This window comes from Rhodospirillales bacterium, assembly GCA_023898785.1.
Taxonomy (GTDB): domain Bacteria; phylum Pseudomonadota; class Alphaproteobacteria; order Micavibrionales; family Micavibrionaceae; genus TMED27.
The window spans coordinates 2,021,145-2,033,749 of sequence record CP060239.1; the positions used below are offsets into that span (position 1 = coordinate 2,021,145).

Genomic DNA, 12,605 nt, shown 5'->3' on the forward strand with positions numbered 1-12,605 from the left:
ACCCATCCAGACTTTCATCCATGATAATCTGACACGATAGGCGTGAGTTACTGGCCTTTTTGGGAATTGGTATGGCTATAATGGCGATAGAGCAAGGCCTACAGCACACGCCCTTGATTATTACGCTCCTGACAGGCGCTATTGGTGTTTGGCTATATCTTGAATGGCAAAAATACAAATCTCTAAAAATATGCTGTAATGGTTACTGTGAGGCACTCTCCTCTGCCGAAGAAAAGGCAAAATTGAAAGCAAAAACCCTAAAAATCATAACAGAACCAGCCATGTTAGATGGCCAGGTTGTTGCTGTTGCAGAAACGCTTGACGGTGGTGCTGAAGCCGTTGCCTGGGATTATATCCTAAAAGAATGGGTTTACGACCCTGACCTCAATATCGGAGAGGTTTCTTGTGCTCAGCACGAAAGACCGCTTTCAGACCATAAAATGGATTTATACGGAATTAAATATCACGCAAAAGATCATGGAGCAGAGCATGGCTAAGAAAATTATTGCAGCGATTTTATTGCTGGTTGTGTATGCAGCGTTTTTTATATTTGCGCAAATGAGTGAGAGACTCTTGACCAGATTAAAGCCCTGTTCATTGAGAACGTCATGTAGAGCCCCGATATATTTTTGATGGCCTAGTTGCCGCGGGAAAGCAAAGAGGTGTTCGTTATTGCAGTGTGCCTTCCCAATCGGCGTTGCGGTAGTCGGAGCTGGTGATGATTTCGCGCCGCGCGACATAGACCGAGTGCAGGCGACCTTCGATCTTTTTCTCCCAGAAATCAAGAAATTTAAATAGTTCTGGAAATTGGGGCGCAAGGTCGTATTCCTGCCAGATAAATTCCTGCAAGATCCGTTCATAATCCGGCATATGGTATAGAATTTTTGCTGTTGTCAGGCGGTAATTGCAGAATTGTTTAGTTAAATCAGCCATTTGCTCCCTCACTCATTCCTTGCGCGTATCGAAACGTTCTGTTTCTATAATACTTTATTTTAAGCAAAAAATCTTGCAAAAGCCTTAATTATCAACATTTTCTATTGGTTTTGCATTGTGTACAAAAAAACTTGAATTTTTTTGAGCGGTGGCCTATATGTTTGATGCTTGTCGCAAACATGAGCCTTAAATAAGGCTTAGTGGAGCGTTGGAGGGGGTTTTGAACCTGGCTTCATATGAGGCAGATCAAAATCCTGCTTGTTATCAACTTAAAAAGAAGGAGACATACGAAATGGCTAAGTTTCGTCCTCTACATGATCGCGTTCTTGTCCGCCGCGTTGAAGCGGATACCAAAACGGCTGGCGGGATTATCATCCCTGACACAGCATCTGAAAAGCCTATGGAAGGTGAAATCGTTGCTGTTGGCTCTGGCCATGTGAATGACAATGGCGATGTGCGTCCGTTAGATGTGAAAGAGGGTGACAATGTCATCTTTTCAAAATGGGCCGGTACGGAAGTGACCATTGATGGTGAAGAGCTGATGGTGATGAAAGAGTCTGACATCATCGGCATCGTGGATGCTGCTTAATCGCCACAAGGCGTCCCCGCGTAGACGGGGACCTGAAAATTAACAAAGAATGTAGATTTAAAGGAGTAGTTATAATGTCTGCAAAAGATGTAAAGCTGGGCGGAGATGCCCGTGAAGATATGTTGGCCGGGATTAATGTTTTGGCCAATGCTGTGAAAGTGACATTGGGTCCGAAGGGTCGCAATGTTGTGATTGAAAAATCGTTCGGTGCGCCGCGTACAACAAAAGACGGCGTGACTGTTGCGAAAGAAATCGAACTTTCCAACAAGCGTCAGAATACCGGTGCGCAGTTGATCAAAGAAGTGGCATCCAAGGCTAATGATCATGCCGGTGACGGTACGACGACGGCGACGGTGCTGGCACAGTCAATCGCTAATGAAGGCGCAAAAGCTGTTTCTGCGGGTCGTAATCCGATGGATCTGAAACGCGGGATTGATATGGCGGTTGCCAAGGTTGTTGAAGATCTCGCCAAGCGTGCGAAGAACGTCAAAGGTAATGAAGAGATCAAGCAGGTTGGTACGATTTCTGCCAATGGTGAAGAGTCAATTGGTGCGCTCTTGGCCGAAGCGATGGACAAAGTGGGCAATGAAGGCGTGATCACGGTTGAAGAAGCCAAGTCTTTGGACAACGAACTTGAAGTTGTTGAAGGTATGCAGTTTGATCGCGGTTATCTGTCCCCATACTTCATCACTGATGCGGACAAGATGCAGGCTAATCTTGAGAATCCATACATCTTGCTGAACGAGGGCAAGCTTTCGAACCTGCAGGCTTTGGTACCGATTTTGGAAGCGGTTGTTCAATCCGGTCGTCCATTGTTGATTGTAGCCGAAGACGTTGAAGGCGAAGCTTTGGCAACTCTGGTTGTGAACAAGTTGCGCGGCGGCTTGAAAATTGCAGCTGTGAAAGCGCCTGGTTTTGGCGATCGTCGTAAGGCGATGCTTGAAGATATGGCGATTCTGACTGGTGGTCAGGTCATTTCCGAGGATCTGGGTATCAAGCTGGAAAATGTTACGCTGGATATGCTGGGCAGCGCCAAGAAAGTGTCTATCACCAAAGACGATACAACAGTCGTTGATGGGGCGGGCGACAAGGGCGACATTGATGCCCGCTGTGCGCAAATCCGGACGCAGGTTGAAGCAACTGATTCCGATTACGATAAAGAGAAGCTGCAAGAGCGTTTGGCGAAACTCTCAGGCGGGGTCGCGGTTCTTCGCGTTGGCGGTGTGACCGAAGTTGAAGTGAAAGAACGCAAAGACCGCGTTGACGATGCGCTTCATGCGACGCGCGCAGCTGTGGAAGAAGGCATTATCGCTGGTGGCGGTACTGCGCTTCTTTATGCGACGAAGGCTCTTGAGGCGCTCGAAGGTGACAATGACGACCAGACGGTTGGTATTGAAATCATTCGCCGGGCCTTGCAAGCGCCGATCCGTCAGATTGCCCAGAATGCAGGCGCGGAAGGCTCTGTCATTGTTGGCAAGCTGCTGGAGCAAAAAGATACAAATTACGGTTATGATGCTCAGGCCGGTGAATTCTGTGATCTGGTCAAAGCCGGGATCATCGACCCTGTGAAGGTTGTCCGCACAGCCCTGCAGGATGCCGCGTCTGTTTCCAGCCTGCTGATTACCACCGAAGCGATCATCACCGAAGCTCCGCAAGAGGACAAAGGCGGTGCCGGTATGGGTGATATGGGCGGCATGGGTGGTATGGGCGGTATGTCCGGCATGATGTAATTTTACTTTGAATTATTGCCGTTAGGACAGCGTCAGATTTCGGCTCGTTTATAAGAATAAACGTCGCCTCATCTTTCTAGCCTAACGGCAAAATTCTTTGTAAAAAGTGCTGCCTTTTTTACCTGGCGATTTTTTAAAGAAAGAGGCCTTCGTGAATGCGGAGGCCTTTTTTATGCTTTGTTTATTAGGGTTTAAAGGAGCTTTAGAAGCACCCGGGGCCATCGAAAGTAGAATATGGGCCATCGAAAGTAGAATATTTGGGTAGAATTTTTCTGACCCCTCTTTTTTTATTAAGCCATGGGTTGGCGTCGTCGTTTGCGTGCGTAAAGTCTGCGGTAATCGTTGTTGCTCCGCCGGTTCCAGCGCCACCTCTGTTGTTTGTAAGCGTTCTGGCGTTTCTGTACCGTTGTTCCAGTTCGTTTTTTGCATCATTGACCGCTTGCCACGCCAGTTCAACGCGTTTGCGCTTTGCTTCGGGTTTTTCTTCGGGTTTTTCGTCATTCTTTTTTGCCGCAGTGTAGGCATCCCACTGCTCTTTGTAGGTTTTAATTGTTTCCCAGAAAACGTTGAATGCCGAACTTTCGAGGTTGATTTCTCCTGTCTCGGGATTAACGTCTTTGCTATCCACGAAGGCTTGCATCAGCTCTACGCATTTTCCGTTTTTAAAGACGGCGTGGTTGGGGTCTACAGCGTGCAAAAGTTGCGGCATAATATTTCTAAAATAGTCGGGGCGATTATTGTGAAGTCTTCTCCATTCAAAAAAGGGCATTTTGCAGGAGGTGACAACAGTTCCTACATTCGGAAGCTCAACGTCTTTACTGGTTTTTGGCGGGTGTACGCGCGTCACCGTTCCATCCCTCATTTCGTGGGTGTTTTCGTAGAAAATGTAGTGTTGTTTGCGCAATTCATCCAATTGGTTTTCTTTGATTAATTCCTCAATTGTGTCCATAAAAGATGAGAGAATGCGAAGGTGAGGCACTTGGATTTTCTGCTTGTCAGAAAGTTCAATGATGGCATCGAGTAAAAACTCTCTTTCTGTTTTTGCTTTTCCTTCTGCAATGTCTTTATGTGTTGAGGAGCGGTGTATATCTCCCGCGTGTGAAGCGGCGAGAACTGCTCTTCTGTGGTATCTTTGGCAGTGTTCAACATAGGCTTCGGGGCCGCCTCTGTGGAGTGTGACCCCATATCCTGTTTCCGCTACCCGGTATAGTTCTCTTAACGCGTTGTTATAAAGGTTTAGTAAGGTCTGATTGCTGAAAACTTCTGCTTTTGATTTGTCGTAGACAGCGCTCATGATATTCATCATGTTGATGCCGAGTTTGTCCAGACTTTGGGCCAGAGGGTCGTGCGGTGTGGACGGCCTGATGTCACTGCCTTCAAAAATCCGTTCGACGTAAGGATTGGTGTTTGCTGTATATATAGCAGCGGTGTGTAGCAGAGATCTGACATGCACTCTGTGAGGGCTGTTTTTTTCTGCCTCGACTGCGAATAAGGCGTTGGCGCCGATGATTCTTTCTGGGCCAATTTCGTCTTCAAAAGCGTTTAAGTCGGCGAGGACATCGCTTTCCGTTAAAGCCTCATGCAGGGTTTGTCTCAGGTTTGTTCGTTCTAGTTTTGGAATAGAAGAGCGTTTTAATCCGTTGGAAAGGTCAACAACCACGCCATTTTCAGCTAAAAACGGAAGTACGGTTCTTTTGGCAAACTCTGCACTTTTGCTAAAGCTTTTGGTTGCCACAATTATGACCTGATTTTCAGGTTCGGCATCCTTTATATTATCAAAAAGCTTTACGTAGCGGGTGCTTCCGAGTGCTTTTCTATATGCTTCTTCGTCTCCATCTCTTTCTTGCACGTAAAGCGGTATGCGCAGGTGTTTGGTTAGAAGCGTGTGGATTTCACCTTGCGTGAAATATTCTTTTTGAGTTTGAGCATTTACGGCGCCAAAAAGTTCGTTGCCGACGGCGTTACCCATTTTCTTTAATTTATCAGCTAATTTTCCGTGAGAAATAACGCGTTTATCTCCTATAACTTCTGTTAAGTCGTCATCTTGTGGAATATCGGAAATTTCAGCAGGTGGGGAGATGTAATTGCCTTTGGCTTCAAACATGGCGTCAATTTCGCGTGTTGTTTTTGTAGAGGCCAGCTCAATATATTTCTGTTGTTTCAGGGCTTGTAGCGTTTGGGAACCGGGACGCGAGACGAGAGATACGCGTGCGCCGTTTTTTGCCACTTCAATAGCCGTGAAGACACCAACAGAGCCAGCGCCGATGATGGCAACGTTTATTTGTCCGTGTCCGTTTGTGCCATTCGCTGCGGCAAAAGCGCTTTTTGCGCCTTCTGGCACTGGAGATGTTTCTGTGTTGTCGCTTTCGCTCATAATAAATTACTCAGACAATATACGACATTGAATGAAAAACATGAATTCTTCTCTGCCATTATCAATGTTCGTTTTTTAGTGCGCATTACTCTTTGAGGGATGTTGCAACCTTCTCCCACGCAATGTTAAACAAAATTCGAAAACTTTCTGCGCTGGGGCCATGTTTAACCTCAACGATTTCAACGTTTTCATTGGCAAAATTCATAAAGCTTACAAAATCGCCATAGACGTAGATTTTTTGATCTGTTAGCAGATTTTTTGGAAAGAATTTGTATTCTCCAAAGCCCTTTGCGAGTAGGTCTTTCGTTCCTTCTTCAACGATCAGGCGCATGGTGAAGTTGTCTCGAATGGCTTGCATGCGTTCAGCGTGTTGTTCATACCATTCTGCGCCAAGCATTGTTTTAAAGTATGGTGTTGCGGCGTTAAAAGTGCAGAGTTCACCGCCAACATCACGCGCAGTGTGATAAACATTATCCAGAAATTCTTTAAAGCCTTCAATGCCACGATATGTTTGTGATTGAATGCTGCGTTTTCTCAGGCCGGTGTCGCCGATGAATTCGATATCGGCGTGGTCGAAGGCGGTGCCGATTTTTTCCAGGGTTTTAGAGTTCGGCTGGTTGGTGCCGTTTTCGATGCGCGCGATGCCGGTTTGCGACAGGCCGGCCTTGTCGGCCAACTCGTGCTGGTTCCATCCTAAAAGGGCCCGGGCGGCTCTGATTTGTTCAATCGTCGGCATCGTCTTCCTATCCTTAATATGCGGGTAATCCACGCCTAATTTATAATGATGCCTAGTCTATAGTCTCCTTTTATAGCTTTGTCCAGTCCTTTTTTCATATGTAAAACGGTTTTTGTTATAAAAAAAATCTTTTTATGCAGTTTTTATAACTTTTTTCTTGACGGGTGGTTTCAGTTGCTATAAATAGGGTACAAAGCTTGATAATCTGTATGAAAAATAAGGTTTCTCTCCTGATGCGTATGGAGGTCGAGCTTTTATCCCCACACACGTAAACTCTCTCGCCGGTCAGTTTCCCCAAACTGGCCGGCTTTTCTTTTATAGTCAAACAGATTGGTTTTTTGATTGTGTTGCTGCGTCGCTCGTGTAGCAATTTGTACACGTCGCTCCTTGCGCCTCGTCAAAAAACCAATCTGTTTGACTATAGTGTTTTCGCTTTTGACGTTGCTTTGGCGGCCTGGTGCGCTAGATTGCTGTTGTTATGCCTGAATTGCCGGAAGTTGAGATTGTGAAGCGGGCGCTGGAGCCTGCGATGGTGGGGCGGCGCGTCAAGCGGTTGGTTTTTAACCGCGCGGATTTGCGGTTTCCTTTGCCGCAAGGCTTACCCGCAGCGTTGCAAGGGCAGAGGATTGAGTGCCTGCTGCGCCGGGGGAAGTATATTCTAGGGTTTGCCGAGAATGGCGCCGGGTTTGTCCTGCATCTGGGGATGAGCGGAGCGGTTCGGATTGAGCCGCCGGGGAGCATCTCTCTTCACGAAAAACACGATCATGTCGAGTTTTATATGGATGAGGGGCTGCGCGTCGTCTTGAACGATCCGCGGCGCTTTGGTTTTCTTGATGCGGTCGGGCGTGAGGATTGTCAGGATTACCCGGCTTTGGCAGCTATGGGGCCGGAGCCGCTGGGGAATGATTTTAATGCTGAGATTTTAGCGGTGACGATAAAGGGGCGAAAGACTCCAATTAAATCGGCATTGCTGGATCAACGGATTGTGGCGGGGCTGGGCAATATTTATGTATGCGAGGCGCTTTACCGCGCGGCAATCGATCCGCGGCGTAAGGCTGGTGATTTGAACGCAAAGGAGTGTACGGCGTTGTGCATGTCTATTCGTTCGGTTTTACGCGATGCGATTGAGGCCGGTGGTTCGTCGTTAAAGGATTACAAGCATACGGATGGTCAGTTAGGGTATTTTCAGCATCATTTTGCTGTGTATGATCGGGTTGGGCAAGGCTGCGGAGCTTGTGAGTGTGATATAGTGGAAACGGGTGGTGTGCAGCGGATTGTACAAGCTGGCCGTTCAACATTTTTTTGTCCTGAAAAACAGGGTTAAGGTTTAGAGCGTATGCGTATTTTCGTTATTATTGCGGTGATGATTTTAGCAGGGATGGTTATGGCCTCTGCTTCTGTATATGCGCAGGATGATTCGGTTCAGTTTTTTGAGGTGCTCGACGATGTGCCGTTGATGCCGGGTTTGATAGAGCTGCCTGAGCGCTCGATGAGCTTTGATAAGCCTGGTGGGCGCGTGGTTGAATCAGTTGCCGAGATGGCGGCAATGAGCGTTGATTCGGTGCGGGCTTATTATGCATCGGTTTTGCCGCAATTCGGTTGGAATCCGGTTGGTGGAGATCAATTCATTCGTAATGGGGAGCGTTTGGAAATGATGTTTGAGGATGAGGCCGGTATTATTATATTGCGTTTGAGCATTCAACCGAAATAGGCTCGCCGATTCGCGGGGTGTGAAAGCTGGTTTTTGCGTCTTAGTTTGATCATTTTCTAGCATATGATTTTTAGGCTAATAAAAAACGTATCATTTCCTTGACAAGCCGGGCTGGAGCAGCGTATACCTCTCCCAATCTGTGGATAAGGTGCGCTGGCGGCTTCCACAAAAGTCGATAAGTCAGCGCTTTTGAGAAGAAATTAGGAATAAAGGTTTAACAATGGCAAACCATAAATCTTCAAAGAAAAGAATTCGCCGGAACGATAAGCGTGCCGCTATCAATGGTGCACGCATGAGCCGCATTCGTACATTTATTAAAAAAGTTGAGTTAGCTCTGGTGGCTGGCGATGCAAAAGAAGCTGAGAGTGCGTTGCAAAATGCGCAGCCAGAAATCAGTCGTGGAGTCGTTAAGGGTATTTTGCATAAGAATACGGCGGCTCGTAAGGTTTCCAGATTAAGTTCTCGTATTAAGCTGCTTAAAAAAGCGGCTTAGCTACTGCTAAAAACGCGAAAGTTTAGTAGCGTTTCATACTAAATATTTGAATTTTATAGATTGTTTTTAAGTTCTTGAGATGAAAATCTGAAGGGCTTAAATGTGTTTAAAATCAATAGTATAAAAAAATATAAAAAAATTTCTTTTTTGATTTTCTTGTTTTGTTCGTATTGCATCCACATATTTTTTTAGTGTAGGCTTATTTCTATCGGGACAAAAAAGAGGCCGAATTGGTCTTGAGGAAGTTTTTTGCAGCATGCTTTTGTGTGTGTTGTGTTTGAGTAGGGTTTTGTTCTGATTTGAAGTTTGCCTTCTTTTTATTAAGAGGGTTTTGGGGATAGGGGCCGTTGAGTTGTTTGTGGCAAGGATTGCTGCTTTTGGCTTGGAGTTGGGTTCGGAACTCATAATTTAAAAGTTTAATCGTTATAGGAAACGTGTTTGCGGGCCTTTTTCGGCTTTCGTATACCCCTTTTTGCTGCCTTTTTTGGCGCTTTGACGATTGTATATTTTGTTTTGTTTAATATGTAACCTTTGACAAATGGAGAGAATAGAAGATGTCAGACATGGGTGGAAAGTCCGTTGCTTTGATTCGGGGCAATGCTGAGTATCAGGAAGCATCTTTGGAGCCGAGCGTTGAAATTATGAAGCTCTGGAAAAAGGTGCATAATGATATGCGCAGTGAATTTGGTGAAGCAATCTTCCGCAGCTGGCTTAAGCCTCTTACTCTCCAGGCTTTTTATCATGGCACGATGGAAGTTTCCGTCCCCACACGGTTTATGCGTGACTGGATACAGAATCACTATGCTGAGCGGATTTTGGGCATGTGCATTGAAGCCAGCGAAGGGTTTGAAGATGGCGTGAAGCGTTTGCAGATTGTCGTTGTGCAAAATGCGATTGTGGATGATGAGCCTGAAACGGCCGCGCCTTCCAAAGCCAACCAGAACAAGAAGCTGGATATTTCTGAAATATCCTCGCCGCTGGATGAGCGTTTTACGTTTGAAACATTTGTTGTTGGCAAGCCTAATGCGCTGGCGCATGCGGCGGCGCGGCGGGTGGTGGAAAGCTTGACGATTCCGTTTAATCCGCTGTTTATCTATGGCGGGGTTGGCTTGGGAAAAACGCACCTTATGCACGCGATTGCGCATGCGATTGAAGAGCAGAGTCCTGAGAAAACCGTGATGTATCTTTCGGCTGAGAAATTTATGTATCAGTTTGTGAAAGCTTTGCGCAGTGATTCGACGATGATGTTTAAGGAGAAATTCCGCAGTGTTGATGTATTGATGATTGATGATATTCAATTTATTGCGGGCAAGGAAGCAACGCAGGAAGAATTTTTTCATACGTTCAATGCGCTTGTGGATCAGAATAAGCAGATTATTATTTCTGCTGATAAAGCGCCAAGCGATCTTTCCGGTCTGGATGAGCGTTTGCGTTCACGTCTGGCCTGGGGTCTGGTGGCGGATATTCATCCGACGACCTATGATTTGCGGCTTGGGATTTTGCAAACCAAACGCGCGCAGCTTGGCGCGGATGTGCCTGATAGTGTTCTTGAATTTCTGGCGCTGAAAGTGACCAGCAATATTCGTGAACTTGAGGGTGCGCTGAACCGGATTGTCGCGCATGCCGATGTGACGAAGGCGGAAGTGACGCTGGAAAGCACGCAGGAAGTTTTGCAAGATTTACTTCGTGCACATGATCGGCGCATTACGATTGATGAGATCCAGCGTAAAGTGGCCGAGCATTACAATCTTCGAATGGCCGATATGCATTCGGCGCGCCGGGCGCGGAATGTGGCGCGGCCTCGTCAGGTGGCGATGTATCTTGCGAAGCAGCTTACGGCGCGGAGTTTGCCAGAAATCGGCCGTAAATTTGGTGGGCGTGACCACACCACCGTGATGCATGCGGTGCGCAAGGTTGAGGAGCTGATTGAAGAAGATGCACAAATCGCACAGGATGTTGATGTTGTGCGCCGTGCTCTTACTGGCTGATTGTTTTTTGTGTAAGGCGAGTTTTGAATTGTTTAAAGCGCGGGGGATTTCGCTTTTCCTCGCGTTTTTTTTGTAATAGAGTTCAGCGTTATGACACATACTCTTGAAGAGGTTCGGGCGCTCTATCACCGCCCGTTGATGGATTTGGTTTATGATGCTGCAACCGTGCATCGGACCAATCACGATCATTACGAGATGCAGATGTGTACGCTCTTGTCGATCAAGACCGGCGGGTGTACCGAGGATTGCGGGTATTGTTCGCAGTCTGTGCATAATGAGGCGGAGCTTGAAAAAGAAATCCTGATGAAGACCGAAGCCGTGCTAGAAGAAGCGCGCAAGGCCAAGGAGGCCGGATCGACCCGCTTTTGTATGGGCGCGGCGTGGCCGCGTGTGCTTGAGGGGCGTGCTTTTGATCGGGTTTGTGACATGGTCAAAGGCGTATCAGACATGGGCATGGAGAGTTGCGTTACGCTTGGGATGCTCACGGAAGAGCAAGCCAAGCGGCTGAAAGAGGCAGGGCTGAAGGCTTATAATCACAATCTGGATACGTCTGAGGAATTTTACGATAAAATTATCACGACGCGCAGTTATCAGGACCGGCTTGATACGCTGGGCAATGTGGCTAAAGCAGGGATTTCGGCGTGCTGCGGCGGAATTTTGGGGATGGGCGAAAGCGAAGAGGACCGGATTTCCTTGCTGCATACGCTGTGTAATCTTGATCCGCAGCCTGAAAGCGTTCCAATCAATATGCTGGTGCCGGTGAAGGGAACCCCGCTTGAACATGCGCTGCCGCTGGATATTTTTGAGTGGATTCGTGCGATTGCCGTGGCCCGAATTTTAATGCCGAAATCGATGGTGCGGTTGTCGGCCGGACGGTTAGAAATTTCAAAAGAAGCGCAGGCGCTGGCGTTTTTTGCCGGGGCGAATGCTATTTTCACAGGGGAGAAATTGCTGACGACGTCGAACCCGGAAAAAGATTTTGACCATGCTTTGCTTGATGAATTGGGGATGAAGCCGCGTGCGCCATTTAAGGATGATTCTGCCGAACGGAAAAGTGGTGGTTGCGGTAAGCCCGGTGGTTGTGGGTGTCAAAAAGAAGCGGCTTAGCTTCTGATTCTAGGCTGCGTTTTGTTGCAGGCCTGCGATGAAATTATCGATCAGGCATTCGGCCATATCCAGGGCGCTTTTATCGCTCATAAATCCAATTTTATTGGTTTGTTCCATCAGATATATGCCGTGGACCGAGGACCATATGGTGCGCGCCGCGATGGCTTTTTCGCGGGTTTGGTTTTCTGAGAAGAGGGGTGCCAGCAGATTTTCAAGTATATCCAGAATGGATTGGACTTTTTCCCTGTACCAATCCGGGGCTTTATCTTTTGTTGGAAAGCTCATGTTGAAGAGCATCAGCCAGAGTTCTTTGTTATTTTGCGCAAAATCCATATAGCTTTTGGCTATTGTTTTTATGTTTTCAGAAATTGTGGCCTCGGCAGGGTATTGTTCGGGGGCGGCGATGGTTTCGAACAGCTTGTCTAACGTGTGGGCGTTGAGGGCAAAATATAGTCCATCCATTGAACCGAACATGTTGTAGATCGTGCCGGGGGTGTAGTTGATTTCTTTGGCTATTCTTCTGGCTGTTAGCTTTTGAAATCCTTCATTTTTTACGATTTTGAGGGCGCGTTCTAATGTGAGGGATTTGAGTTCTTCACGGGTGTGGTCGTTTCGCCGGGCCATTGTTTGTCCTTATTACGATGATTCTTCGTTCATAATAGCATATTTTGAACTATGTTCAATTTTTTATTGACAATGTATGGAAAATGATGCTGTAATAGCAATTGAACAGTGTTTAATTATAAAAAGGGAGCGTGTATTATGATTAAAGGGTCAAAGATTTTATTGCTCAGCGCAGTGTGTTTGTCGTTGTGTTCGTGTTCAACGGGGCCTGTGGGTAGAACGCTTGATTGTGTGGATTTGTGGCGTTTCAATAATTGTATTGTTTTTCCAAAAAATAAAGTGACGAAAAAAAGGGGAGGTGTGTCTTATAGGGGCGGAAA

12 protein-coding genes are annotated in these 12,605 nt (G+C 46.8%); 8 read left to right on the forward strand and 4 right to left on the reverse strand.

Translation table 11 applies throughout. The features are described 5' to 3' along the window. The first annotated feature begins 71 nt into the window (after window positions 1–71). Complete coding sequence (locus H6859_10070) at window positions 72–497, forward strand: hypothetical protein (GenBank protein ID USO05467.1); 426 nt, start codon at window positions 72–74, stop codon at window positions 495–497. A gap of 172 nt (window positions 498–669) precedes the next feature. On the opposite strand, the gene H6859_10075 is transcribed toward H6859_10070, so the two are convergent. Then, window positions 670–933 (reverse strand): Usg family protein, encoded by a 264-nt coding sequence (locus H6859_10075; protein USO05468.1) that lies wholly within the window; start codon window positions 931–933, stop codon window positions 670–672. A 292-nt stretch (window positions 934–1,225) separates the two neighbouring features. On the opposite strand from H6859_10075, the gene groES reads away from it, so the two are divergent. Continuing rightward, a complete protein-coding gene (gene groES / locus H6859_10080; protein ID USO05469.1) occupies window positions 1,226–1,522 on the forward strand; it encodes a co-chaperone GroES in 297 nt (98 codons plus the stop codon). Window positions 1,523–1,596: 74 nt separating this feature from the next. Beyond that, entirely contained in the window at window positions 1,597–3,252 is a 1,656-nt protein-coding gene (gene groL / locus H6859_10085) for a chaperonin GroEL (protein ID USO05470.1), read from the forward strand. A gap of 202 nt (window positions 3,253–3,454) precedes the next feature. On the opposite strand, the gene H6859_10090 is transcribed toward groL, so the two are convergent. Next, on the reverse strand, window positions 3,455–5,626 hold the full coding sequence (locus tag H6859_10090) for a hypothetical protein (GenBank protein ID USO05471.1): 2,172 nt from the start codon (window positions 5,624–5,626) through the stop codon (window positions 3,455–3,457). An 85-nt stretch (window positions 5,627–5,711) separates the two neighbouring features. Beyond that, the gene (locus H6859_10095; GenBank protein USO05472.1) at window positions 5,712–6,362 is read right to left on the reverse strand and encodes a helix-turn-helix transcriptional regulator; all 651 of its coding nucleotides are present in this window, start codon (window positions 6,360–6,362) and stop codon (window positions 5,712–5,714) included. A 478-nt stretch (window positions 6,363–6,840) separates the two neighbouring features. Here H6859_10095 and mutM point away from each other — a divergent pair, with 478 nt between their 5' ends. The 5 genes from mutM to bioB all read left to right on the forward strand — a co-directional run bounded on the left by mutM (window position 6,841) and on the right by bioB (window position 11,661). After that, window positions 6,841–7,686 carry a bifunctional DNA-formamidopyrimidine glycosylase/DNA-(apurinic or apyrimidinic site) lyase gene (mutM, locus tag H6859_10100; GenBank protein USO05473.1) on the forward strand — a complete coding sequence of 282 codons (846 nt, stop codon included), beginning with the start codon at window positions 6,841–6,843 and terminating at the stop codon, window positions 7,684–7,686. A gap of 12 nt (window positions 7,687–7,698) precedes the next feature. Then, a complete protein-coding gene (locus H6859_10105) occupies window positions 7,699–8,073 on the forward strand; it encodes a hypothetical protein (GenBank protein USO05474.1) in 375 nt (124 codons plus the stop codon). A gap of 220 nt (window positions 8,074–8,293) precedes the next feature. Next, window positions 8,294–8,566 (forward strand): 30S ribosomal protein S20, encoded by a 273-nt coding sequence (rpsT, locus tag H6859_10110; protein ID USO05475.1) that lies wholly within the window; start codon window positions 8,294–8,296, stop codon window positions 8,564–8,566. Between the two features lie 563 nt (window positions 8,567–9,129). Then, the gene (dnaA, locus tag H6859_10115) at window positions 9,130–10,554 is read left to right on the forward strand and encodes a chromosomal replication initiator protein DnaA (protein ID USO05476.1); all 1,425 of its coding nucleotides are present in this window, start codon (window positions 9,130–9,132) and stop codon (window positions 10,552–10,554) included. Between the two features lie 90 nt (window positions 10,555–10,644). Then, window positions 10,645–11,661: a biotin synthase BioB gene (gene bioB / locus H6859_10120; GenBank protein ID USO05477.1), complete on the forward strand. Its 1,017-nt coding sequence runs from the start codon at window positions 10,645–10,647 to the stop codon at window positions 11,659–11,661. 9 nt (window positions 11,662–11,670) lie between these two features. Here the strand turns inward: bioB and H6859_10125 are convergent, their stop codons facing one another. Next, window positions 11,671–12,285 (reverse strand): TetR/AcrR family transcriptional regulator, encoded by a 615-nt coding sequence (locus tag H6859_10125; GenBank protein ID USO05478.1) that lies wholly within the window; start codon window positions 12,283–12,285, stop codon window positions 11,671–11,673. Between the last annotated feature and the right edge of the window lie 320 nt (window positions 12,286–12,605).

Excerpts from the sequence above, each read along its gene's own strand:
- H6859_10070 (USO05467.1), top strand. The coding sequence starts at position 72 with ATGGCTATAATGGCGATAGAGCAAGGCCTACAGCACACGCCCTTGATT.
- H6859_10075 (USO05468.1), bottom strand. The coding sequence starts at position 933 with ATGGCTGATTTAACTAAACAATTCTGCAATTACCGCCTGACAACAGCA.
- groES (USO05469.1), top strand. The coding sequence starts at position 1,226 with ATGGCTAAGTTTCGTCCTCTACATGATCGCGTTCTTGTCCGCCGCGTT.
- groL (USO05470.1), top strand. The coding sequence starts at position 1,597 with ATGTCTGCAAAAGATGTAAAGCTGGGCGGAGATGCCCGTGAAGATATG.
- H6859_10090 (USO05471.1), bottom strand. The coding sequence starts at position 5,626 with ATGAGCGAAAGCGACAACACAGAAACATCTCCAGTGCCAGAAGGCGCA.
- H6859_10095 (USO05472.1), bottom strand. The coding sequence starts at position 6,362 with ATGCCGACGATTGAACAAATCAGAGCCGCCCGGGCCCTTTTAGGATGG.
- mutM (USO05473.1), top strand. The coding sequence starts at position 6,841 with ATGCCTGAATTGCCGGAAGTTGAGATTGTGAAGCGGGCGCTGGAGCCT.
- H6859_10105 (USO05474.1), top strand. The coding sequence starts at position 7,699 with ATGCGTATTTTCGTTATTATTGCGGTGATGATTTTAGCAGGGATGGTT.
- rpsT (USO05475.1), top strand. The coding sequence starts at position 8,294 with ATGGCAAACCATAAATCTTCAAAGAAAAGAATTCGCCGGAACGATAAG.
- dnaA (USO05476.1), top strand. The coding sequence starts at position 9,130 with ATGGGTGGAAAGTCCGTTGCTTTGATTCGGGGCAATGCTGAGTATCAG.
- bioB (USO05477.1), top strand. The coding sequence starts at position 10,645 with ATGACACATACTCTTGAAGAGGTTCGGGCGCTCTATCACCGCCCGTTG.
- H6859_10125 (USO05478.1), bottom strand. The coding sequence starts at position 12,285 with ATGGCCCGGCGAAACGACCACACCCGTGAAGAACTCAAATCCCTCACA.